General features: G+C 29.3%; 23 protein-coding genes. All 23 read right to left on the bottom strand.

Annotated elements, in window-relative coordinates; genetic code table 11:
* Positions 1 to 319: 319 nt before the first annotated feature.
* Positions 320 to 1363 carry a stage II sporulation protein D gene (spoIID, locus tag CNEONATNEC86_RS02745; protein WP_058293716.1) on the bottom strand — a complete coding sequence of 348 codons (1044 nt, stop codon included), beginning with the start codon at positions 1361 to 1363 and terminating at the stop codon, positions 320 to 322.
* Between the two features lie 185 nt (positions 1364 to 1548).
* The gene (murA, locus tag CNEONATNEC86_RS02740) at positions 1549 to 2811 is read right to left on the bottom strand and encodes a UDP-N-acetylglucosamine 1-carboxyvinyltransferase (protein ID WP_058293715.1); all 1263 of its coding nucleotides are present in this window, start codon (positions 2809 to 2811) and stop codon (positions 1549 to 1551) included.
* 21 nt (positions 2812 to 2832) lie between these two features.
* Entirely contained in the window at positions 2833 to 3468 is a 636-nt protein-coding gene (locus CNEONATNEC86_RS02735) for a hypothetical protein (protein ID WP_058293714.1), read from the bottom strand.
* A gap of 257 nt (positions 3469 to 3725) precedes the next feature.
* A complete protein-coding gene (atpC, locus tag CNEONATNEC86_RS02730) occupies positions 3726 to 4124 on the bottom strand; it encodes an ATP synthase F1 subunit epsilon (protein ID WP_058293713.1) in 399 nt (132 codons plus the stop codon).
* A gap of 14 nt (positions 4125 to 4138) precedes the next feature.
* Positions 4139 to 5533 carry a F0F1 ATP synthase subunit beta gene (gene atpD, locus CNEONATNEC86_RS02725; protein ID WP_058293712.1) on the bottom strand — a complete coding sequence of 465 codons (1395 nt, stop codon included), beginning with the start codon at positions 5531 to 5533 and terminating at the stop codon, positions 4139 to 4141.
* A gap of 14 nt (positions 5534 to 5547) precedes the next feature.
* Positions 5548 to 6399, bottom strand: a complete 852-nt coding sequence (atpG, locus tag CNEONATNEC86_RS02720) for an ATP synthase F1 subunit gamma (protein ID WP_058293711.1) — start codon at positions 6397 to 6399, stop codon at positions 5548 to 5550.
* A gap of 36 nt (positions 6400 to 6435) precedes the next feature.
* Entirely contained in the window at positions 6436 to 7950 is a 1515-nt protein-coding gene (gene atpA / locus CNEONATNEC86_RS02715; protein WP_058293710.1) for a F0F1 ATP synthase subunit alpha, read from the bottom strand.
* Positions 7951 to 7960: 10 nt separating this feature from the next.
* Entirely contained in the window at positions 7961 to 8500 is a 540-nt protein-coding gene (locus tag CNEONATNEC86_RS02710) for a F0F1 ATP synthase subunit delta (protein ID WP_058293709.1), read from the bottom strand.
* Between the two features lie 2 nt (positions 8501 to 8502).
* Positions 8503 to 8997: a F0F1 ATP synthase subunit B gene (locus CNEONATNEC86_RS02705; RefSeq protein WP_172437856.1), complete on the bottom strand. Its 495-nt coding sequence runs from the start codon at positions 8995 to 8997 to the stop codon at positions 8503 to 8505.
* 59 nt (positions 8998 to 9056) lie between these two features.
* Complete coding sequence (gene atpE, locus CNEONATNEC86_RS02700) at positions 9057 to 9272, bottom strand: ATP synthase F0 subunit C (RefSeq protein WP_058293708.1); 216 nt, start codon at positions 9270 to 9272, stop codon at positions 9057 to 9059.
* A 38-nt stretch (positions 9273 to 9310) separates the two neighbouring features.
* Positions 9311 to 9973, bottom strand: a complete 663-nt coding sequence (locus CNEONATNEC86_RS02695) for a F0F1 ATP synthase subunit A (RefSeq protein ID WP_230131943.1) — start codon at positions 9971 to 9973, stop codon at positions 9311 to 9313.
* A 673-nt stretch (positions 9974 to 10646) separates the two neighbouring features.
* On the bottom strand, positions 10647 to 11825 hold the full coding sequence (locus CNEONATNEC86_RS02690; protein WP_058293706.1) for an acetyl-CoA C-acetyltransferase: 1179 nt from the start codon (positions 11823 to 11825) through the stop codon (positions 10647 to 10649).
* Between the two features lie 375 nt (positions 11826 to 12200).
* Positions 12201 to 13352: a non-hydrolyzing UDP-N-acetylglucosamine 2-epimerase gene (gene wecB / locus CNEONATNEC86_RS02685; protein WP_058293705.1), complete on the bottom strand. Its 1152-nt coding sequence runs from the start codon at positions 13350 to 13352 to the stop codon at positions 12201 to 12203.
* Between the two features lie 153 nt (positions 13353 to 13505).
* Positions 13506 to 14000, bottom strand: coding sequence for a deoxycytidylate deaminase (locus CNEONATNEC86_RS02680; RefSeq protein WP_058293704.1), 495 nt, complete (start codon positions 13998 to 14000; stop codon positions 13506 to 13508).
* A 20-nt stretch (positions 14001 to 14020) separates the two neighbouring features.
* Complete coding sequence (gene upp / locus CNEONATNEC86_RS02675) at positions 14021 to 14650, bottom strand: uracil phosphoribosyltransferase (RefSeq protein ID WP_058293703.1); 630 nt, start codon at positions 14648 to 14650, stop codon at positions 14021 to 14023.
* 47 nt (positions 14651 to 14697) lie between these two features.
* The gene (rpiB, locus tag CNEONATNEC86_RS02670) at positions 14698 to 15147 is read right to left on the bottom strand and encodes a ribose 5-phosphate isomerase B (RefSeq protein ID WP_058293702.1); all 450 of its coding nucleotides are present in this window, start codon (positions 15145 to 15147) and stop codon (positions 14698 to 14700) included.
* 103 nt (positions 15148 to 15250) lie between these two features.
* Entirely contained in the window at positions 15251 to 16300 is a 1050-nt protein-coding gene (locus CNEONATNEC86_RS02665; RefSeq protein ID WP_058293701.1) for an L-threonylcarbamoyladenylate synthase, read from the bottom strand.
* A gap of 20 nt (positions 16301 to 16320) precedes the next feature.
* Positions 16321 to 16908, bottom strand: a complete 588-nt coding sequence (locus tag CNEONATNEC86_RS02660) for a hypothetical protein (protein ID WP_058293700.1) — start codon at positions 16906 to 16908, stop codon at positions 16321 to 16323.
* Positions 16909 to 17014: 106 nt separating this feature from the next.
* On the bottom strand, positions 17015 to 18097 hold the full coding sequence (gene prfA, locus CNEONATNEC86_RS02655; RefSeq protein ID WP_058293699.1) for a peptide chain release factor 1: 1083 nt from the start codon (positions 18095 to 18097) through the stop codon (positions 17015 to 17017).
* Between the two features lie 61 nt (positions 18098 to 18158).
* Positions 18159 to 19937: a peptide chain release factor N(5)-glutamine methyltransferase gene (gene prmC / locus CNEONATNEC86_RS02650; protein WP_058293698.1), complete on the bottom strand. Its 1779-nt coding sequence runs from the start codon at positions 19935 to 19937 to the stop codon at positions 18159 to 18161.
* A 25-nt stretch (positions 19938 to 19962) separates the two neighbouring features.
* Positions 19963 to 20547: a thymidine kinase gene (locus tag CNEONATNEC86_RS02645; RefSeq protein ID WP_058293697.1), complete on the bottom strand. Its 585-nt coding sequence runs from the start codon at positions 20545 to 20547 to the stop codon at positions 19963 to 19965.
* Between the two features lie 84 nt (positions 20548 to 20631).
* Entirely contained in the window at positions 20632 to 22395 is a 1764-nt protein-coding gene (locus CNEONATNEC86_RS02640) for a sensor histidine kinase (RefSeq protein ID WP_058293696.1), read from the bottom strand.
* 146 nt (positions 22396 to 22541) lie between these two features.
* On the bottom strand, positions 22542 to 23114 hold the full coding sequence (locus CNEONATNEC86_RS02635; protein ID WP_230131945.1) for a methyl-accepting chemotaxis protein: 573 nt from the start codon (positions 23112 to 23114) through the stop codon (positions 22542 to 22544).
* Between the last annotated feature and the right edge of the window lie 84 nt (positions 23115 to 23198).

Raw genomic sequence — 23198 nt, 5'->3', positions numbered from 1 at the left:
ACCTCCTTCTTCTATTCTTTCCGTTTTATGAAAAATAATACATATATAACATTTTTTATTTATTATTTTTAATAATTTTTTTTAGAAGGATGTGTCATTAGGTATTTCTAATACAAAAATATAGAATATTTAATTATTTTATAAAAGATATTCATATTACTTTCTTTTTTTTTCTTTTTTTCTTTTTTATTACATTAGCATTGTATAAATCAGCATCTAACTTTTAAATAATTTACATGTCATAATACTCTTTTAGCTATAATGAAGCTTAGTAATTGATTTTATTAAAACAATTTATAATATTATGCAAAGATAAAGGTTAATTGTATTCTAATTTTTCAACTTCAATTCCAGAATAATAATGTTTAAGAATATCTATATATGTGTAACCATTCTTTCCCATAACATTTGCCCCCCACTGACTCATGCCAATTCCATGGCCATAGCCTGTACAAGACATTGTTACTATATCATCTCTTATATCTAATGTAAAGTAAGTTGAGTTTAAATTAAATAATTTTCTAAACTCGCTTCCTTTAATGGAAATTCCTCCTACCTTAATTATATTTACACTACCACTTTTGTTATATTTTTCAACATAGATGCCCTCTTTAATATTTTCTGTTCTTATATCTACATTAGGATATTTTTTTTTAATCTCACTTATAAATTCTTCAGCACTCATTTGCTTAGTTGATTTAAATTTAGGAGCTATTTCTTCACCTTTACTATCTGTAGATTTTAAATAGGGGATATCTATAGATAAAACATCCATTGCTTCTTCTGTCTTGCCAAAGCTCACTGCAAAATATTGAGGATATTCTAATACTTCTCCATTGTAGGTTAAAACTTGTCCTTTTGTGTCCATCACTGCTTTTTCTATCTTATTCCAATTCTTTTCTGCATCCTTGCTGTTCCACAAACTTAATCTTTTATTTTTATCCATATATACTTGACAATGTACTGTATCACAGATTTCAGCATTATGTGAACTTGCATTTGAGCATTTATTATTTCTACGATTTATATAGAATGTTCTAGCAGCTACAGCTTGTGCCTTTAGAGCTTCTTCATTAAAATTTGCTGGCATTTCGCTTGCAACTACTCCCATTATATACTCTTCTAAATCAATTTCCTCAGCACTATTACTTTCACTATTATATAATTTCACTTTTCCATTCTTCGGAAATTGTATAGCCGAGCTTGTAATTATATTATTATTATTTAATTCAAATTTATTACTAGAACCATTCTTATCCAAAAATACGAATGGCAATAAGATAATCATTACTATAATTATAATTGTCATTGCTAATACTAACCTTATATTATCATCAATCATTCTTTTATTATTTTTTACCATAGTATACCTCCCAAATATTATGCACGGTATACTATATGTTTTATGTTTATATTTATGAGTATTTAATTTCTCTTCATTAAGTCAAAATATTAAAATACAAATAATAAAATGCATCATATGAAGCTATTAATAATTAAGTAATACGCTTTATATCATGCATTATTTTATAGACGCAATAATCTTTTTTACATTTTTACCCTATATATTTCTGCGCCTAACTTTGAGAATTTTTCTTCTATATTAACATAACCTCTATCAATGTGATATATATCGCCTATAATTGTTTCCCCTTCAGCAATTAATCCACTTAAAATCATTGCAGCACCGGCTCTCAAATCTGTTGCTTTTACTTCACAGCCAGTTAGTTTAAGAGTACCTTCAACTACAGCTGTTCTTCCATCAATCTTTATATTTGCTCCCATTCTCTGTAATTCTGCTACATGCATAAATCTATTTTCAAATACAGTTTCTGTAATTACACTTACTCCATTTACTACAGAGAGCAAACTCATCATTTGTGGCTGCATATCAGTTGGAAAACCTGGATAAGGAAGAGTCTTTATATCTAGTGGTCTTTTTTCAACTTTTCCGTCAACTATTACTGAATTATTTTCATAATTCCCAAATTTGACTCCACACTCTTTAAGTTTCTCTATTAATGGTCTTAAGTGCTCTTCATTAAATCCATTTATCTTTATTTTACTATTAGTTATTGCAGCTGCAACCATGAAGGTTCCTGCTTCAATTCTATCATAAATAGGTGTATAACTTACCCCTTTTAGCTTATCTACACCTTCTATTGTTATCTTACCAAATCCAGCACCTTTAATATTTGCACCCATTGAATTTAGAAAATTGGCTAAGTCCCATATTTCAGGTTCTTCAGCTGCATTTTCTATAATTGTAGTTCCATTTGCAAAAACTGAGGCCATCATAATATTTTCTGTAGCTCCCACTGAAGGAAAATCTAAATATATTCTATTTCCTGTTAATTTTTTAGCTTTAACCTCTACAAATCCATGATCTGACGTTACATCTGCTCCAAGCAGTTTAAATCCTTTCAAGTGTAAATCAATTGGCCTGCTGCCTATATTACATCCGCCTGGCATAGATAATTTACAATAACCAAACCTTGCAAGCATAGGTCCCATAATTAAAAATGATGCTCTCATTTTTCTTATTAATTCTATATCAGCATCAATTGGAACTATATTTTTAGTATTGATCTCTAATTTATCATCAAATTGTGATATGTTTACATCACAATTTAATTCACCTAATAGCCTACATATTACACGTACATCTTCTAGCATTGGTGTATTTTCTATAGTAATATTTTGTGGACATAATATAGTTGCAGCAATAATCGGTAGAACAGCATTTTTGGCTGAACTAATATTTACCTCACCCTTTAATTCATTAATACACTTCACCACTATTTTCTCCATATTATCCTCCATATATTATTGTTAGTATGTTGTGAATATAATCGGTGTAGCAATTATAATATAAGAGCCTGTATCATACTTTATTTCTGCAAAATTAATTTTTTCATCAGCATTTAAATTTGCTATTCCTGTATAACCATTACTTATCTTTATTAAATTGCTACTTCTTAAAATTCCCTCATCATTTAATTCTCCAATAATGTTTCCATCACTTTTGCCCTTATAATATGAATAACACTCATTTAAAACTAAATTTTTATCATCTATCTTATATAATATCTTTCTTAGATCTACTGTTTTATATTTAGAATTTTTATTATATATAGTGATATTAATATAAGAATTATTGTTTTCTTTCCATTGATTAACTTCTATCCTTTGTTTATCTTTATAAAATATTAAATTATCTGATGAGTCACTATCTCCCTTGTTAAATCCTAAGCTAGAAAAAGCCTTATCAATCTTTTCATATTCTATATAGGTATTGTTTTTAGTTTTATATTTAGCTTCTACTGCATTCTCTACAAAGTCACTCTTTTCTCTAACATTAGTTTCTAAATTATAAAAGCTATCTACATAGCTTAAAATATTACAAGAATATCCCATATTTAAAAATGACATTATAAGCAGAATAACAATACTTACTCTTAGCTTCATATCATTCTCCCCCCTATTACTTTTTATCATTTTTTAATTATGGTCAGCCTTATCAATTTTTATTCCAACTAATATTATTTATCTTTATACTATCAATATATAAATCTTTTAACAAATTGTGCTAAATTGAATATCTATAAATACCTTATTTTAAGCATGAAAAAAGCACTATCTTAAATTAATATAAAAATAGTGCTCATAATATAGAAAAATAGGTATCTTAAAATGATTAAAAATCATTTTAAGATACCTATTTTTTATTTTTTTAATTTTAATCTTTCTACTGCTCTTGCTAATGCTAAATTATATATCTTTCTCTCATAATCTTCAGCATTTTTAAGTTTTTCTTCTGCTCTATCCTTAGCTTTTTCAGCTCTATCAAAATCAATATCTTCTGGGAACTCTGCCGCATCTGTACATACTGTTACATTACCATCTGAAACATAAACTATAGCTGATGAAATGAATAGCTTTTGTTCTGTTCCTTTATCATCTAAAAATCTTGTTATATATGGTACAGTACTAGTTATCATATTTTCATGATTAGCTAATATTTCAAGTTCTCCACTAGAGTTCTTTAAAAATATTTTTTCAGCATTTCCATCATATACATCATGGCTAGGAGTTACAATTTTTAGTGCAAATGTCTTGCCCATTACTAATCAACTCCTTATTCCATAGATTTAGCTTTTTGTATAACATCTTCGATTGATCCAGCAAAAAGGAATGCTGATTCTGGTAAGTCATCGTATTTACCTTCTAATATTTCTTTGAATCCTTTTACTGTATCTTTTACAGGAACATATTTACCCGGCATACCAGTAAATTGTTCTCCTACTGTAAATGGTTGAGATAAAAATCTTTGAATTCTTCTAGCTCTTCCAACAGTGATCTTATCTTCATCAGATAATTCATCTACACCTAATATTGCAATTATATCTTGTAGTTCTTTATATTTTTCAAGAATATTCTTAACATCAGTAGCAACTTGATAATGTTCTTCTCCAACAATTCTAGGATCTAATATTCTTGAAGTTGATTCTAATGGGTCAACTGCTGGATATATTCCAAGTTCAACAATACTTCTAGATAAAACTGTTGTTGCATCTAAATGAGTAAATGTTGTTGCTGGTGCTGGGTCAGTCAAGTCATCAGCTGGTACATAAACCGCTTGAACTGATGTAATTGATCCATTAACTGTAGACGTAATTCTTTCTTGTAATGCTCCCATTTCAGTTGCAAGTGTTGGTTGATATCCAACTGCTGAAGGTGTTCTTCCAAGTAATGCTGAAACCTCTGAACCTGCTTGAGTAAATCTAAATATATTATCAATAAACAACAATACATCTTGACCCTTATCTCTGAAATATTCAGCCATTGTAAGACCTGTTAACGCAACTCTCATTCTTGCACCTGGTGGTTCATTCATTTGACCAAAGACTAAAGCTGTTTTAGCAAGAACCCCTGAATCTTTCATTTCATGATATAAATCATTACCTTCTCTTGATCTTTCACCAACTCCAGTAAATACAGATAATCCACCGTGCTCTTTAGCTATATTATTTATTAGTTCTTGAATTAATACAGTCTTACCAACTCCGGCTCCACCAAATAGACCTATCTTACCACCTTTTTGATATGGTGCTAATAAATCTAAAACTTTGATACCTGTTTCGAACATTTGTGGTTCAACAGATTGTTCTTGAAAGCTAGGTGCTGGTCTATGTATTGGATATTCTTCTTTTACATCAATTTCCCCAGCATTGTCTATAGTTTTACCTAAAACATTAAATAATCTTCCAAGTACAGTTTCTCCTACTGGAACTGAAATTGGTCTTCCCATATTTACTGCTTTCATTCCTCTTTTTAAACCTTCTGTAGCTTCCATTGCTATACATCTAACTATATCATCACCAACATGTTGCTCAACTTCAGCTATTAATTCGTGACCATCACCCAAATTTATGTGTATGCTATTATATAAATTTGGAAGAGAATCTGAATCAAATTTTATATCTATTACTGGCCCAATTACTTGAACTACTTTTCCAATATGTTCAGCCATAAGATACCTCCTTACTATTTTTGAGCTGCTGCTCCTCCAACTATTTCACTTATTTCTTGCGTAATAATTCCTTGCCTAATTCTATTGTATTTAAGATTTAAATCAGATAATAAATCATTTGCGTTACTTGTAGCTCCATCCATCGCAGTCATTCTTGAACTTTGTTCACTACATTTTGAGCTTAACAAAAGATTTCTTACTTTAGCTTTTAAATAAAGGTTAATTGCATCACCTAATACAATATCTACACTTGGTTCAATTGTATATATATGCTCTTTATCTTCTATTCGTTCTATTGGTAATATCTTTACAGATGTAGGTACTTGTTTAACTGGTGAATAAAATTTTGTATATACAACATTTATTTCTGATACTGAACCGCTAATATACATGCTAAATGCTTTTTCAAAAATAACCTTGCACTCTTTTACAGTTGGTAGATCTGATATATCCACATATTCTTCAACCGTATCAAGACCAATTCTTTTAATATAACCTATACCTCTATTTCCTACAACCATAACTTTGCTATTGGCTTTTTCATTACCAATTAAACCATTCAGATATGCAGCTATATTAGCATTGAATCCACCGCATAATCCTGTTTCAGATGTCATGACTATATATAATTTATCTTCACTTTTATTTCCATCAAAATATATATTTTCATCATCTTTAGAAAAAGATGCAGACAGTGCTTTAACAATAGGTTCTAATGAATTTACAAAACCTTCATTTACTAATAATTCTTTTTTAGTTTTACGTAGCTTAGAAGTAGCAACAAGTCCCATGGCATTTGTAATTTTTCTAGTATTTTCTACTGACTTTATTCTTCTTTTTATATCAATAAGTCCAGCTGCTCCCATGATTACCTCCTAAAGAATGGCATAGCTTATTATAAGCTATGCTTCTTGTAAAAATATCTTTTTAAACTCAACTATAACTACTTCTAATTGTTTCTTTATCTCATCTGTAAGAGTCTTTTCTGCAATTATAGATTTTTCAACTTCTCTATGATGAGTATCTATATATTCCAAAAGTCCCTGTTCAAATTTTCTTATATCTTTAACTTTAATATCTGATAAGAAATCATTAACTGCTGCATATAAGATTATTACTTGTTTTTCAACATCCATTGGACTATATTGACTTTGTTTTAATACTTCGACTAATCTCTTACCTTTTTCAAGTCTTCTGCTTGAATCATTATCCATATCAGAACCAAATTGTGCAAATGCTTCAAGTTCTCTATATTGTGCAAGGTCTAGTCTCAATGTACCACTTACTTGCTTCATAGCTTTAATTTGAGCGTTACCACCAACTCTTGATACAGAAATACCTGGATTTACAGCTGGTCTTTGTCCTGATAAGAATAAATCTGATTGTAAGAATATTTGACCATCTGTAATTGAAATTACGTTAGTTGGTATATAAGCTGTGATGTCCCCTGCTAATGTTTCTATAATAGGTAGTGCAGTCAATGATCCACCGCCTAATTCTGGCGATAATTTAGCCGCTCTTTCAAGCAATCTTGAATGTATATAGAATACATCCCCTGGGTAAGCTTCTCTGCCTGGTGGTCTTTTAAGTAGTAATGACATTGCTCTATAGGCAACAGCATGTTTTGATAAATCATCATATATTATTAATACATCTTTACCCTTATTCATAAAATATTCACCAATACTACAACCTGCATATGGTGCAATATATTGAAGTGGTGCAGAGTCTGCAGCTGTAGATGATACAACTATGCTGTAGTCCATAGCTCCCATTTCAGTAAAAGTATTAACTATATTAGCTACTGTAGATTGCTTTTGTCCAATTGCTACATATATACAAATAACATCTTTTCCCTTTTGGTTTAATATTGTATCAATAGCTATAGCTGTTTTTCCTGTTTGTCTATCACCTATAATAAGTTCTCTTTGTCCTTTACCTATAGGAATCATAGAATCAATTGCTTTGATACCAGTTTGAAGAGGTTCATTAACAGAGCTTCTTTCTATAATACTAGGCGCCGGTACTTCTACAGGTCTTGTTTGATTTGTATTTATAGGTCCTTTTCCGTCTAAAGGTTCACCAAGTGAATTTACAACTCTACCAATTAGTTCATCACCAACTGGCACCTCAACTATTCTACCTGTACCTTTAACAATGTCTCCTTCTTTGATTCCCTCTTCACTACCTAATAGAACGCATCCTACATTATCTTGTTCAAGGTTTAGTGCCATTCCATATACATCATTTGGGAATTCTAGAAGTTCACCTTCCATACATTCATCTAATCCATAAACCCTCGCAACACCATCTCCAACTTGGATTATTGTACCAGAATCTACTGTTTTTATTTGCTTTTCATATTTTTCTATTTCTTTTTTTATAATAGAAGTTATTTCTTCTGGTTTAATATTCATGGATTCACCTCTATTTCTTTTTAAGAATTAATTCTTTTATTTCATCTATTTTAGATTTTATTGTTCCGTCTATTACATCATTGCCTACTCTTATATAAACTCCACCTAAAACTTCTTTATCAACTTGAGTTTCAAATATAATTTTTTTGTTATACTTGGTTTCAAATAAATTTTGAAGCTTATCTAATTCCTCTGGTAATAACGGAATAGCTGTTTTTATTAATCCTTTTACAGTATTTTTTCTTTCAAGATCAATTAACTCCATTTGAGATAACTTTTCTCTTAGAAATAATATTCTATTTTTTTCTATTAGTATTAAAAGAAATGAAAGAAGTTCCTCATCTATTTTACCTTTAAATATACTTATAAATGTCTTCTTCTTTCTTCTTGTGCTAATTTGAGGATGCTTTATTACTTCGTAGAAATCATGATTATTTTCAATTAAATCACATATTTCCCTTAAATCATCTAAATACTCTTGAACTTTTCCTTTTCCTTCAGCAACTTCATAAAGAGCTAAAGCATATCTTCTATCTAAATATTCATACATAATTACATCCCTACCTTAGCAATAAAGTCGCTAATAAGTTTTCTATGTAAGTCTTCATCAATTTGTGTATCTAAAGCTTTTATAGAAAGTTCTACTGCTAAATCTACAGCTTGTTTTTTGACTTCATATTCAGCTTTTTCTTTTTCCCTGCCTATTTCTACTTTTGCTCTCTCAACAAGTGAATCTGCCTCTTTTTTTGCATCATCTAATATTTCATCATAAATTTTTTCAGCTTTCTTCTTTTGAGCTTCAGTAATCTTTTTACCTTCTTTTTTGGCGTCTTTTAATATTCTTTCATTTTGAACTAAATACATTCTAGCTTTTTCAGAATCTTCATCGGCCTTAGCTAACATATCTTCTACTTCACTTTGTCTTGATTCAATAATTCCTTTTAATTTATCCCAAAAAAAGTGTTTTAAAATCAAAAGTAATATTGCAAAGTTTATTATCGTATATATCAGCGTAGAAATTTTAATTCCAATTTCTATATTCTCCATATAATTACTTTCTTCCTCCCTTCGGAGTCAATACACTCAACTCAAGTTATATTAATTGATTATTTATTCATTAACATAAATGCGATTATTAATCCATAGATTGCTGTTGCTTCTGCAAGACCTCCACCGATAATCAATGCTGTTTGAATTTTTCCTGCTGCTTCTGGTTGTCTAGCAATTGCTTCTGTTGCCTTTCCTGTTGCTATACCAATACCAATTCCTGCACCTACTCCTGTAAATACTGCTATTGCAGCTGCTAAAACTCCTAAACTCATCTTATAATTCCTCCTAAATAAATAATAATTTTATTTTTCTACTCTTCAGAAACTAATTTTATTTGAATCATAGTTAACATTGAAAAAACGAGCATTTGAATTGTTCCATCAAAAACATCGAAATATGAATGTACTATAATTGGTAAACCTATTTGTGCAATACTTGCTACACCAGCTAATGCTTCATAGACCATATCTACTAGCAATGTTGCAGCTAACATATTACCAAATAGTCGAAGAGCTAACGATACTGGAAGCATAACTCTTTCCATTATGTTTATTGGTAACATTACTATAAAAGGATGTGCATAGCCTTTTGCATAATCAAAAAGACCATTTCTCTTTATGGCTGTATAATGGATAGTCATAAATGTTGTTAATCCTAATCCAGCTGTTACACTTAAACTTTGGGTTGCTGGTTTTATTCCAATTAACCCAGTAAAGTTCATACATAATAGATAAATGATTAAACTTCCTACATATGGAATAAAATTTGTGTAACTTTCACCCATAGTACTTTTTACTACAGATTCTATCGTTACATACAGCTTTTCTAACGCTGCCTGTTTTTTATCAGGAACGTTTTTTAAGTTCCGTGTTAATAGAAATCCGCCAATAGCTAAGAACAACATAATTACCCATTGAGTCACAATTTCACTGCTTAACCCCAATGGATATCCAGTCGTCAAAGATATTTCCACATTAAACACTCCCTTTCATTACTTTATGCAATCATTCAAAATTAATTTAATTGTTTGAAAGACCCACATAATTTTTGAAGGATAATAAAGCTTTTTCATAAAAACATCAATAATCCATCCATATATTTATAGTTTATCATCAATGAAATAAGATTATTCATATCTTTAAGATCATTGCTAAATCCAATATCAGAATTATAGCTCGTTTTATAATTTTTAACAAATCATGATTTATAGTCGAATTTATCCTTTTGGGGTAATTGTGGGAAAATAACTCTACATTTCTCCTAAATCCTTAGATAATGTTTGTATTTTCTCATTTTTTCTTTATTTTTACATAAAGTAATATCCATTTATTCAATTGTCTGAATATTTAGTTATATGAATAAACTCTTTCTGTTTTGTGATAACATTTTCACTTGAATTCTTTTCCATTATATGTAATATATCTATTTAAAACAGTAAATATCTTCTCTTTTTTTAATATATAGTTATCGGTTTACTATTATCTCTTTTTATGCTACTGAATATCAACAATGGTACTTATTCAATTATTATTTTTTATTTTTTCAACACATTATTCGCATATAACACTATATTCTACAATATACGTTTACAAGCATATTTATAAAAAAAGCCAGAGATATTTCTCTGGCTTTTTTATAAGCGAACACTATCTTTCAACAATAAGAGCTGTTCCCATTCCTCCACCTATGCAAAGAGTAGCTAAACCTGTTTTAGCATCTCTCTTTTCCATTTCGTGAAGAAGTGTAACTAATATTCTTGCTCCAGATGCTCCAACTGGATGTCCTAAAGCAATAGCTCCACCATTTACATTAACCTTGTCCATATCAAATCCTAAATCTTTAGCTACTGCCAAACTTTGAGAAGCAAATGCTTCATTAGCTTCGATTAGATCTAAGTCTTTAACTTCCATATTTACATTTTCTAAAGCTTTTTTAGTTGCATAGAATGGTCCATATCCCATTATTGCTGGATCTAATCCTCTTGAACCATAAGATTTAATTGTAGCCATAACTTTTAATCCTAATTCTTTAGCTTTATCAGCACTCATGATAACAAATGCAGCAGCTCCATCATTAATTCCTGACGCATTACCTGCAGTAACTTTACCATCTTTAATGAAACATGGCTTTAACTTTGCTAAAGTTTCTGCAGTTGTTCCAAATCTTGGGCCTTCATCAGTATCAAATACCTTTGGATCTCCTTTTCTTTGAGGAATAACAACTGGAACTATTTCATCCTTGAATTTTCCTGCTTTAATTGCAGCTTCAGCTTTAGCTTGAGAGCTTGCAGCAAATGCATCTAATTCTTCTCTAGTTAAATTCCATTTTTCAGCTATGTTTTCAGCAGTAACACCCATGTGATAGTCATTAAATGCATCCCATAAAGCATCGTTGATCATTGTATCAACTGTCTTTGTAGCATTCATTTTATGTCCCCATCTCATTTCTTTTATTGCATATGGAGCATTAGACATGCTTTCCATACCACCAGCAACAACACAATCAGCGTCTCCAGCTTTAATCATTTGAGCTGCTAAGCTTACTGCTCTTAATCCTGAGCCACAAACCTTATTAATAGTCATAGCAGGAATTTCTTCTGGTAAACCTGATTTTACAGCAGCTTGTCTAGCTGTGTTTTGACCAAGACCAGCTTGAATAACATTACCCATGATAACTTCTTCAACTAATTCTGGTTTAATTCCTGCTCTGTTAACAGCTTCCTTAATAACTAATGCTCCTAAATCTACTGCTGGTACATCTTTTAAAGATCCACCAAAAGTACCGATTGCAGTTCTTACTGCGCTTACGATAACTACGTCTTTCATAAATTAACCTCCATAATCATATATATTATATTATTTTCTATTTCGTTAAATTATTAACACAATATAATTATAACCATTAATAGTTTTTTTAGCAAGTATCTTGTTAAATTTTAAACATACTTTAAATAAGTTGCAACGCAACTTATAATTATTAATGATCAATTTTCAGTGATCAATTATAAATGGTTTTTCTTTAAGAAAAATCTGCACTATATAAATATGAGCTTTAGAAAATTTCTAAAGCTCATATTTTAGAGACTTAAAAGCAGTAGATTTTGCATAAACAAAATCTACACAATAATAAATTTCAAGATAAACTGAAATTTTTTCTATATTAATTGATAATTATTCATTGAAAGTTGCTTTGCATTTTATTTATCTTATAAATTCTTCTATTTCATTATCACTTAATCCATAGTACTTTAATATAGCATTAACAATTCTCTTAGACGCTAATCCATCGCCATATGGATTTATAGATTTGCTCATTTTATTATACGCGTCTATATTATTAATTAATTCATTTGCTTCTTCAACTATCTTTGCTACATCTGTTCCAACTAATTTAACTGTGCCAGCTTCAACTGCTTCTGGCCTTTCTGTAACATCTCTTAGCACTAAAACTGGTTTCCCTAAGTGTGGTGCTTCTTCTTGTAATCCACCTGAATCAGTCATTACCATAAATGACCTATTCATTAAATTATGAGTTTCTTTAGTATCTAAAGGCGACAATAAATGAACTCTTTCTTTATTACCTAACTTTTCAAATACAACATCCTTAACAACTGGATTTAAATGTACTAGATATACTAATTCTACATCTTTATTTTCTTCAACTATTCTATTTAAAGCCTCACAAATATTTTCTATTCCTTCCCCCCAATTTTCTCTTCTATGGGCAGTAATCATTATAATTTTTTTATTTTCAAAATCTATTTTATTTAATTCATCATTTTCAAAAATATAATCTTCATCAACAGTATGCTGCATTGCATCAATTACAGTATTACCTGTGATATAAATATCATTTTCATTAACGCCTTCTCTTAATAAATTATTTTTTGATCCTTTTGTAGGCGCAAAATGTAAATCTGCTAAGCTTCCTGTTAATTTTCTATTCATCTCTTCTGGAAATGGGAAATATTTATTAAATGTTCTAAGACCAGCTTCAACATGCCCAACCTTTATTTGTTTATAAAAAGCAGCTAAGGCTCCAGCAAATGTAGTCGTAGTATCTCCATGTACCAAAATCATATCAGGCTTTTCTATATCAAATACTTCTTCTAGTCCTTCTAAAACCCTATTAGTTATTCCTGTTAAAGTCTGCTTGCTTTTCATTATATTTAAATCAAAATCTGGTGTTATATCAAATAGTTCTAAAACTTGATCAAGCATTTCTCTATGTTGAGCTGTTACACAAACTTTTGATTCTATCTCTTCTCTTCTTTCAAGTTCTTTTACTAACGGTGCCATTTTTATTGCTTCTGGTCTCGTTCCAAATATAGTTATTATCTTCTTTTTACCCACTCTGTTTCCTCCATTTCATTGAACACAGCTACAAGACTTTAAATACTTATTTATCCTTATATTGTATAAAAATTTCATTCCATATTGGTATTATACACTAAAAGAATCCCGATTGGCAAAATATCACCAATCGGGTTTTCTTAATATGTTCTTTTAATATCCAGCTTCCTTCATAATTTCAAGAGAATCATCATTTTCAATCCATTCTTCAACATTTATTTCCCTGAATTTATCTTTACTATCTCTTATAATTATATTCTTTATTCCAGAATTTACTATAAGTCTTTTGCACATTGAACATGAATTTGCATTTTCAACATACTCTCCAGTTTTAGCATCTTTACCTACTAGATATAAAGTTGCGCCTATCATATCTCTTCTTGAAGCGCTGATAATTGCATTTGCCTCACTATGTACACTTCTACAAAGTTCATATTGTTTTCCTCTAGGTACATTAAGCTTTTCTCTTATACATAAATTTAAATCTATGCAATTTTTTCTTCCTCTAGGTGCCCCTGTATATCCTGTAGAAATTATTTCATCATTTTTTACTATGATAGAACCATAATTTCTCCTCAAACAAGTTCCTCTTTCTAAAACTGTTTCAGATATATCTAAGTAATAGTTATGCTTATCGCGTCTCTCCATATCATTTCTCCTAAATATTATTATTTAGTTCCAAACAATCTATCACCAGCATCTCCAAGTCCTGGCACTATATATCCATGTTCATTTAATTTTTCATCTATTGATGCTAAGAAAATATCCACATCTGGATGAGCTTCTTTTACTGCCTCTATTCCTTCTGGAGCTCCTACTAAGCACATTAATTTTAAACTCTTAGCTCCTCTTTTCTTTAACATAGTTATTGCATCTATTGATGATCCGCCAGTTGCTAGCATTGGATCTACTACTAATACATCTCTTTCAGCAATATCTTGTGGTAATTTGCAGAAATATTCAACTGGTTGAAGTGTTTCTTCATCTCTATATAATCCAATATGGCCTATTTTAGCTGCTGGAATTATATTTACAACTCCATCTACCATTCCAAGACCAGCTCTTAGTATCGGAACTACAGCCATCTTCTTTCCTGCTAATACTTTGCACTTTGTTGTACAAATAGGAGTTTTTACTTCTACTTCTTCCATACTTAAATCTCTTGTAACTTCATAAGCCATTAACATAGAAATTTCTTCTACTAACTTTCTAAATTCTTTAGAACCTGTTTTTTCACTTCTTAAAATAGATAGTTTGTGTAATATTAATGGATGATTTATCTCTGTAACTTTGCTCATTTTATATTCCTCCAACTTTCATTAAATCATTTTTTATTTAGCTTTTGTTATTTTGAGTATTTTTTCTCAATTTCTGATATCTTATCAATTCTTTTTTGATGTCTTTCACCTTCAAATTCCGTATTTAAAAATGTTTTAACTATATCTAATGCAAGACCTGTTCCAACAACTCTCTGTCCCATAGTTAATATATTTGCATTATTATGTTCTCTAGTAGCATGTGCACTAAAAGTATCTGAACATAGGGCTGCTCTTACTCCTGGAACCTTATTAGCTGCAATACCAATACCTATTCCTGTTCCACATACTAATATACCAAAGTCATATTCCTTATTTACAACTGCTTCTGCAACTGGAAGTGCAATGTCTGGATAATCACAAGACTCTTCAGAATATGTTCCAAAGTCTTTAACTTCGTAATTTTCACTGTTTAAAAACTCTATGATTTCATTTTTTAATCTAAAAGCACCGTGGTCACATCCTATAGCTATTTTCATAACTCCTACCTCCAAAAATATTTTAATTATAATTTATTAATTATCAATGGGGACTATAGTGATTTTTAATACATTGATAATTAAATTTTACTAACGTTAATAATTATACCTCTACAATATCAAATCCTGCTGCTTTATTTAGTCTATTCATTATAGCGATTCCTACACCTTTTTGTTCAAAACTTTCTGCAAAAACAACATCCGCGCCAATATCATCACATTTTCTTAATGTTTCAAATAAATTTCTCGCTACAGTAGATAAGTCATTTAAACTTCCCAAAGAAATTTTGATTCCTTCACTATATTCTTTTTCATTTTCATCTACTGTTAATATGCAAACCTTTTTCTTCTTCTCTATATTATAATGTACCATTTCTTTTATCTTTTCAATAGTATTCTTTTTATTTCCAGAAACTATTGTAACTTTAGCTTTTGGAGCATAATGTCTATATTTCATTCCTGGAGCCTTTGGCTTTAAATTAGGTTCTGGCTTCTTCATTATTGCAGGGTCTATATTTATATTAGGATCTATTTCTCTAAGCATTTCTAGTGTAACTCCACCTGGACGCAAAACTAAAGGTGGATTAACTGTACAATCAACTATAGTTGATTCCACTCCTATATCACTTTGCTCTCCTCCTAATATACAATCTACTTTTCCATCAAGATCTTCAACACACCTTTGAAGATCTGTTGGGCTTGGTCTTCCACTTATATTAGCAGACGGTGCAGCAATTGTAGTCTCACTTAATTCTATTAGTTTTAATGCAATTTCATTATTAGGCATTCTAATTCCTATTGAATCTAAACTTGCACTTGTTTCATTTGGTACAATATCTTTCTTTTTTAATATTATTGTTAGTGGACCCGGCCAAAACTTTTCTACAAGCTTATTTGCAATTTGTGGTACTTCTTCAGCATATAAGTTAAGATCTTTTGATGATACATGTATAATAAGCGGATTATCTTGAGGTCTTCCCTTGGCTTCAAATATCTTTTTTACTGCTTCTGAATTTAATCCATCAGCGCCTAAACCATAAACTGTTTCAGTTGGAAATACTACTGTTCCACCATTTTTTATTATTTCTGCTGCCTCTTGTATTTCTTTTTCATCTTCACTAGCATTTTTTATCATACTAATTTTAGTTTTCAAAATCCTACCTTCTTTCTAGTTTACACTATCATTTGACCTCTCGCGATCTTTATATTTTGTATACTTTCATCAGTATAAACTGCTTTAACACAATTTCTATATATTGAATCTAATAATAAGTATTTTTTCAGTCCACCTCTTTTTATAACTTGAAAATAATATTTTTTATCTGGATTTTTTTCTTTTATCTTTTTGTAATACGGTTTTATTTGTGGATACCTTCTTAAGAAATTTTCTTCAACCGGTCTTAAGTATTTATTTTTAAAAACAACATTTGTAATTATAATAATCTCTAAATCATAATCACAGTTATTAGTATGTACTAACCAAACTTTATCACACATAAGCAAATTTTCTTTGGTTAAAATTCCAGTTTTAAACATCAGCCTATTATTCACACATCTATATTCAACCTTATAATAATTGAACTTAATTATAATTGACATGCATATTAATATTTCAATTATAATTAGGTATGATATATAAAATAAAGTGAATAAATTAGTGAATATTAAAATTATTGGAAGAATTAATGCTATCATAAACATAAGAATCAAAAATATCTTAAGTCGCTTTTTTTCTAGCTTTATCGCCTTATATATATCCATACAATCCCCCTAAAGCACTATAATTCAAACCATTGCCCATTAAAATGGGACTGTATCAAAATCTAACATTAAGTTAATTATTTTGTTACAATCCCCTTTTAATTTATTAAGCTTCTGTATTACCCATAAGTTTCATTTTTTCTGCTTGATCTGCTGTTATAAGAGCATTTATCATTTCATCCATATCTCCATCTAGGAATGATTCCAATTTATATAGAGTTAATCCTATTCTATGGTCAGTAACTCTTCCTTGAGGATAATTGTAAGTTCTTATTCTTTCACTTCTATCCCCTGTACCTACTTGGCTCTTTCTATCTTCAGCAATTCCGTCTGCTCTTTCTCTTTCAGCTTGTTCATACAATCTAGCTTTTAAGACCTTCATTGCTTTTTCTTTATTTTTTAATTGTGATTTTTCATCTTGGCACGATACTACAAGACCGCTTGGTAAATGCGTAATTCTAACTGCTGAATCTGTAGTATTAACGCATTGTCCACCATTACCTGATGCTCTAAATACATCTATTCTAATATCCTTATCATTAATTTCGATTTCAACATCATCAACTTCTGGAAGTACAGCCACTGTAGCTGTTGAAGTGTGTATTCTACCGCTTGATTCTGTATCTGGAACTCTTTGTACTCTATGAACTCCACTTTCATACTTAAGTTTTGAATATGCTCCATTACCTTTTACCATGAATACAACTTCTTTAAAACCACCAAGATCAGTTTCATTTAAACTCATTATTTCTACTGCCCATCTTTGATTTTCTGCATATCTTGTAAACATTCTAAATAAATTATATGCAAATAATGCTGCTTCTTCTCCACCAGCACCACCTCTAATTTCAACAAAAACATTCTTTTCATCATTAGGGTCTTTTGGTAATAATAATATTTGAATTTCTCTTTCAAGTTCTGCCTCTCTAGCTGTAAGTGATGAGATTTCTTCATTTAACATCTCTCTCATCTCTTTATCACTTTCCATAGAAAGCATTTCCTTATTATCTTGTAAATCTTGTGTAACTTTTTTATATTCTCTATAACTATTAACTATTACTTCTAAATCAGCATGCTCTTTACAAAGCTTTCTCCATTCATTTTGGTTTTGCATTATTGATGGATCACTGATTTTAACTGATAGTTCGTCATATTTATTTTCTATAAATTCTAACTTATCTAATAACATGTAATCACTCCGTACTCTAATTTTAGCATTTATATATTATATCACAAACACTATATCTTTATCAATCAACTCTAGTATTAATTGACGTTCCAATTACAATTCTGTCTAAACCTGCAAAATCTTTAATAATTTTAACATCTTTAAAATTGTTTTCTATCATTAACGATTTTACTTCATTACCTTGATTATAACCTATTTCAAAAGCTAATATTCCATTTTCCTTTAATACATCCTTACTTTGCTTTACTATCTTCTTATAAAAATCCAAACCATCCTTACCACCACTTAAAGCAGTGTGTGGCTCATATTTTTTTACATCATCCATAAGATTTTCTATTTCATGTTCTTCTATGTATGGTGGATTAGAAACTATCACATCATAAGTCTTGTTATCTTTTATTGCTTCATCTAACAAATCACTTTTAATAAACTTTGCTGAATTTTCTACATTGTTATTCTTTATATTAATTAAAGTTACTTTCTCAGGAATATCATAGTAATCTACTAAATCAACAAATATACTTTTTCTATTGTGCGCTAATGATATACCAATTGCTCCTGATCCACAGCATAAATCACAAACATTCATATTTGAATCTTCTGGTATAAGCTTAAGAACTTCATCTACTAAAATTTCTGTATCTCCTCTTGGAATCAGAACACCTTCTTCAACATAAAAATCAAGCCCCATAAAATCACATTTCTTCAAAATATATTTTATAGGTTTCCTATTTTTGCGTTGTTCAATTAATTCCATAAACTTTTCTTCTTTATCTTTAGATACATTCTCTTCTTTATGAGTTATTAAATATAATCTGTCTTTTTCGATTACGTATCCAAGTAATAATTCAGTATCCAATCTCGCTGTGTCTATTTTTTCTTCTTTTAAAATATTAGTTCCATAAGTTATTAGCTTTTCGATAGTTTTTTCAGGATCTTTAATTCCTTCAGCTGCTTTTAGAGCTGCAATTGCGACTTCAATTTGACTATCATCCGGTTCCTTAGTTGTCAATAATTGAAGCTTTAACCCTGGATAAGCTATGATTTTAGCTAAATTCCCATTATTTCTTCCTAGAAATCTTATTAATTCATAACTTACGCCTGTAACAACTGGAATTAAAATTATTCTTAATAATAATCTTTCTAAAAGACTCCCCCATCCTGTTAATGAAAAAATTAAAATACTTACAATCATAATCAAAAACATGAAGTTGGTTCCACATCTTGGATGCAGCCTTGGCTGCTTTTTAACATTCTCTACTGTCAATTCTTCCATTGCCTCATAACAAAAAATAGTTTTATGTTCTGCGCCATGATACTGAAACACTCTATAAATATCTTTCATTTTACTTATAAGAAACATATATCCAAGCAATAGTATTATTCTTATACATGCCTCTATAAAGTGCAGTCCAATATTAGATACTCCTGTAAACTTAAATAATGAAGCAATTCCTGTTGGAAGTAACATAAACAGTCCTATCGCGAACACAAATGAAATAATCATTGTCACGCCCATTATAAAATCATTTGCTTTATCACCTAATTTATCATCTAACCACTTTTCAAATTTTGATGGCTCTTCATCTTCATCATCTTCAAAAAATGAAGCCGAATAATTTAAGCAATCCATTCCAATTTTCATAGAATCTATAAGTGAAAAGAAACCTCTAACAAGTGGTAACCCTAGTATTTTATACTTTTTCGTTAATGGTTTTGCATTTTTCATATCTATTTCAATTTTTCCTTTTGGAGTTCTAACAGCAGTTGCAAGGCCTTTATTACCTCTCATCATTACGCCTTCTATTACCGCCTGACCTCCAACATCACATCTTTTCATAAATTCATCACTACTTTCACATTATTTATTGTAACTTATATTTGTAGTAGCACTCTCCACATAGCGATTCGTAATTAACATCATTTTGTTCATCAATGGCAATTTGTTCACCTTCAAATACAAATTTATTGTTTATTTTTCTTCCATTAAAAATAGCTTTTTTACCACATGCACATATAGTCTTCATTTCTTCTATACTATGTGCTATAAGTAAAAGTCTTGTACTTCCTTCGAATCCATTTCTTTTAAAATCTGTTCTTAGTCCATAACATATTATCGGAATATTTAAAGTAACAGCGATTTCAAATAGCTCATCTATTTGAGCTTCTTTTAAAAATTGAACTTCATCTACTAATATACAATCTATTTTTTTATTCGCATTTAATCTTTCCTTAATTATATCAAGTACATTATCATTTTCATCTAACAATAAATCTACTTTTCTTCCTACACCTAATCTAGAAACAAGCGTGTCACCACCTTTTTTATCTACCATAGGTTTTATTATTAGAACTTTCATCCCACGTTCTTCATAATTATACGCTACCTGCATTAGATGCGTTGATTTTCCTGAATTCATAGCACCATATCTGAAATATAATTTACTCATCTAGTCGTTCGCTCCTTATTTACTTTTCATACTCGATTATAGCATTTAATAATAATCATAAAAAGAACTTTATTAAAATATATGTTATTCAATTATTGGATGTTTAATTTCAACCATTGTTCCTTCTCCAAAGATACTTTTAAACGTTACTCCATATTCTTTCCCATACATTAACTTTATTCTTTCATTTACATTAAAGATACCATATCCAAGTTGATCATCTTTTATATTTCCAGATTCAAGCATATCGTTTATTGCCTTTAGCTTTCTTTCATCTATTCCTTTGCCATTATCGCAAACTGAAAAGTATATCATATCCTCACTCTTCTCAGCAATTACTACAACTTTCCCATTTCCTCGTTTTTCCTTTATTCCATGATAAATAGCATTTTCAATTAACGGCTGTAATATCAATTTTATGACTTTATATTTCAGAATTTCTTTATCAAAATGTATCTCATAGTCTAATTTCTCCTCATATCTAATTTTTTGAATTCTTAGATAACTTGTAATATGATTCAATTCATCATTAATTGTTATAATTTCTTTACCTTTGCTTAGACTTATTCTAAGCAAATTAGTAAATGATTCTATTATTTCAACTATATCATTTTCTTCTTTTTCTTCTGCCATCCATCTTATAGTATCCAGTGTATTGTACATAAAATGTGGTTTTATTTGAGCCTGAAGTACATTCATTTCTGCTTTTCTTTTTTTAGTTTCTTCTATCTTAATTAATCTTAAAAGATTTTTTATTTCTTTTACCATACTATTGAAAGAATCTCCAAGATCGCCTATTTCATCATTATATTTTCTATTAAAATATACATCTAAATCTCCATTTTGTGCTTGTCTCATAAGACTTTTTAATTTATAAATTGGATTAGCTATGCTATTTGTAAATACAATAGCTAAAATAGTAGAGAATATTAATGCTATTCCGCCTATAGCAAATGATATCATAGTTATACTTTTTATAACTTTTAAGCTTTCCTTTTCTGGAAATACACCAACTGTTTCCCATCCTGTATATTGAGATGTATTTTTAGTCAGCTGATAATTTTCACCTTTAATTTTTTTAGTTATTATTTCATTACTAATATCTTTTATCCACTCTTCTTTAATTCTATAGACAATATCATTTACAGGGGTATATACTATTTCACTATCTTTATCTACTATAAATACGAAACCTGCTATCCCAGGTTTTGAATTCTCAATAACATTCTTTATGACATCTAACTTAATATCTATTAATATTACACCTATAATTTCTTTAGTTTCGTAGTCTATTACTGCTTTTGACATTGAAAAAACTTCATCTGCTGAATATTTAAAAATATTATTTATATTTCTACCAATTGGCTTAGTATATATATGTATATTTTCCGGATCTTCAATTGACGTTTTATACCATTCTTCATTAGTTAATGAATCTCTAGATACCTTATTCATGACATCACTTATATATCCACCATTCATATTAACGACCATAATTCCAGCTATTTCCGAATTAAATTTAGTAAATCTATAAATTGATTTATATGCTTCATCCTCAATATTATGATTTTCTTTCTCATTGTCATTAAGAAACTTTAATATTCTTGGATCTGTTGACATATAATTAATTATATTTTCAGATTTCTCTACATAAAAATCTATGTTATTACTTATTTGTTTTATTATTTGGTTAGTATTTTCATTTTGTGATTTATTTATAGATTCTCTATAAGCTAAGTTCCCAAAATATGTTATAGTAAGAGTTAAAGTTAATATGATTCCCAAAAAATATATTATCAATTTTTCTCCAATACTTTTGTTCATAAAAGTTTTTTTTAGGCTTATCATAATAACTCTTCCTCCACCATATATGTTCATTTTAAATCTTTCAATTATGAATATATGTTTATTCTAACATAATATTTTACATTATTATAATAATATAGAATCATATGTTGAAATAAATAAGTCATTCTAAATTCAGTAATGCTTGTCTAGAACATTATTAAACTCAGAATGACTCTATTAAACCAATTTAAATCAATGCTAAATCTATTAAGTTTTTCTTCTAATACTTTGGCTTTATTGTTTAAATCTTCTGCTTGTTTAGCAATATCACTTATTTTATGCATCTGGTTTCCCATTGACACAGCAGTCTTACTAGTTTCTAATACTGATTTTTTTGATATATCATATATATCATTACTTGAATTTACAATAGAATTATTATATTCATTCATTTCATTAACAGATTCATTTATATCCTTTATTATATCAATAATACAATGAATTGATTTTAATATGTTATTAAATGATTCATTTACATGTTTAACTGAAAGAAATTGTTCTTCCGATACGTCTTTAACACTTTTCATTATACTAACATTCTTATTAATCTCATCTTTTATAGACATTATTATATCTGATATATTTTTTGTTGCTTCATCTGATGAGTCTGATAATTTTTTAATTTCATTTGCAACTACTCCGAATCCTTTGCCTGCTTCTCCCGCCCTTGCTGCTTCTATTGATGCATTAAGTGAAAGTAAATTAGTCTTTTTTGATATATCCCCTAATATCTCTAATATTAAAATAATTTTTCTTATATCCTTTCATAAAATCCTCCTTAAAATAATGTAATCCTAAATATC

It is taken from the genome of Clostridium neonatale, assembly GCF_900465025.1.
GTDB lineage: Bacteria > Bacillota > Clostridia > Clostridiales > Clostridiaceae > Clostridium > Clostridium neonatale.
The sequence above is the reverse complement of the archived record's forward strand: the minus strand, read 5'-3'. Positions and strand labels throughout refer to the sequence as shown.

Bases quoted from the DNA above. Each gene is read 5' to 3' on its own strand.
- murA (WP_058293715.1), bottom strand. From the start codon at position 2,811: ATGGAGAAAATAGTGGTGAAGTGTATTAATGAATTAAAGGGTGAGGTA.
- atpC (WP_058293713.1), bottom strand. From the start codon at position 4,124: ATGGGCAAGACATTTGCACTAAAAATTGTAACTCCTAGCCATGATGTA.
- atpE (WP_058293708.1), bottom strand. From the start codon at position 9,272: ATGAGTTTAGGAGTTTTAGCAGCTGCAATAGCAGTATTTACAGGAGTA.
- atpG (WP_058293711.1), bottom strand. From the start codon at position 6,399: ATGGGAGCAGCTGGACTTATTGATATAAAAAGAAGAATAAAGTCAGTA.
- CNEONATNEC86_RS02660 (WP_058293700.1), bottom strand. From the start codon at position 16,908: ATGGATATATATAAGGCGATAAAGCTAGAAAAAAAGCGACTTAAGATA.
- CNEONATNEC86_RS02705 (WP_172437856.1), bottom strand. From the start codon at position 8,997: ATGGAGAATATAGAAATTGGAATTAAAATTTCTACGCTGATATATACG.
- prmC (WP_058293698.1), bottom strand. From the start codon at position 19,937: ATGAAAAGATGTGATGTTGGAGGTCAGGCGGTAATAGAAGGCGTAATG.
- CNEONATNEC86_RS02735 (WP_058293714.1), bottom strand. From the start codon at position 3,468: ATGAAGCTAAGAGTAAGTATTGTTATTCTGCTTATAATGTCATTTTTA.
- CNEONATNEC86_RS02680 (WP_058293704.1), bottom strand. From the start codon at position 14,000: ATGGAGAGACGCGATAAGCATAACTATTACTTAGATATATCTGAAACA.
- spoIID (WP_058293716.1), bottom strand. From the start codon at position 1,363: ATGGTAAAAAATAATAAAAGAATGATTGATGATAATATAAGGTTAGTA.
- CNEONATNEC86_RS02645 (WP_058293697.1), bottom strand. From the start codon at position 20,547: ATGAGTAAATTATATTTCAGATATGGTGCTATGAATTCAGGAAAATCA.
- CNEONATNEC86_RS02640 (WP_058293696.1), bottom strand. From the start codon at position 22,395: ATGATAAGCCTAAAAAAAACTTTTATGAACAAAAGTATTGGAGAAAAA.
- atpD (WP_058293712.1), bottom strand. From the start codon at position 5,533: ATGGCTGAACATATTGGAAAAGTAGTTCAAGTAATTGGGCCAGTAATA.
- atpA (WP_058293710.1), bottom strand. From the start codon at position 7,950: ATGAATATTAAACCAGAAGAAATAACTTCTATTATAAAAAAAGAAATA.
- CNEONATNEC86_RS02710 (WP_058293709.1), bottom strand. From the start codon at position 8,500: ATGTATGAATATTTAGATAGAAGATATGCTTTAGCTCTTTATGAAGTT.
- upp (WP_058293703.1), bottom strand. From the start codon at position 14,650: ATGAGCAAAGTTACAGAGATAAATCATCCATTAATATTACACAAACTA.
- rpiB (WP_058293702.1), bottom strand. From the start codon at position 15,147: ATGAAAATAGCTATAGGATGTGACCACGGTGCTTTTAGATTAAAAAAT.
- CNEONATNEC86_RS02690 (WP_058293706.1), bottom strand. From the start codon at position 11,825: ATGAAAGACGTAGTTATCGTAAGCGCAGTAAGAACTGCAATCGGTACT.
- prfA (WP_058293699.1), bottom strand. From the start codon at position 18,097: ATGTTATTAGATAAGTTAGAATTTATAGAAAATAAATATGACGAACTA.